Annotated in this window: 1 protein-coding gene; it reads left to right on the top strand. The window is 47.7% G+C overall.

What is annotated here, in order from left to right; all coding sequences use genetic code 11:
* The coding region (locus tag R7Z49_RS27745; protein ID WP_318112868.1) for an ATP-binding cassette domain-containing protein at positions 1-511 on the top strand (511 nt) is incomplete at both ends.

The raw sequence follows: 511 nt of genomic DNA on the forward strand, positions 1-511 counted from the left end.
GCCTCACTTTATCCCAAGCAAAAACGAGTACTTCGAAGCGGTAAAAGGCATCTCGTTACAACTAAAACAGGGCGAAACACTAGGCATTGTTGGTGAATCCGGTTCGGGTAAATCCACGTTAGGGCGTGCGTTGATCGGTTTGCTACCGTCTACCGGAAAAATTGAGTTTAAAGGTCAAAACATGGCCTCACTCAGCGACAAAGAGCGGTTCGATCTGAAAAAAGACGTACAAATGGTGTTCCAAGATCCATACGGTTCGCTTTCACCACGTATGACCATCGGGGAAATCATCACTGAAGGGTTAACCGTCCACCGACCATATTTAAACAAGAAAGAACGCATGCAAAAAGCGCGTGATGTTCTGCGCGAAGTACGTTTGGATCCCGCATCTATAAACCGCTATCCGCACGAATTTTCCGGTGGGCAGCGTCAACGTATTGCGATTGCACGAGCCTTGATTTTGGAACCGTCGTTTATCTTGCTTGATGAGCCGACCTCAGCCTTAGATCGC

The sequence above is a fragment of the Vibrio sp. 1562 genome (assembly GCF_033340155.1).
In the GTDB taxonomy this organism is placed as follows: Bacteria; Pseudomonadota; Gammaproteobacteria; order Enterobacterales; family Vibrionaceae; genus Vibrio; species Vibrio alginolyticus.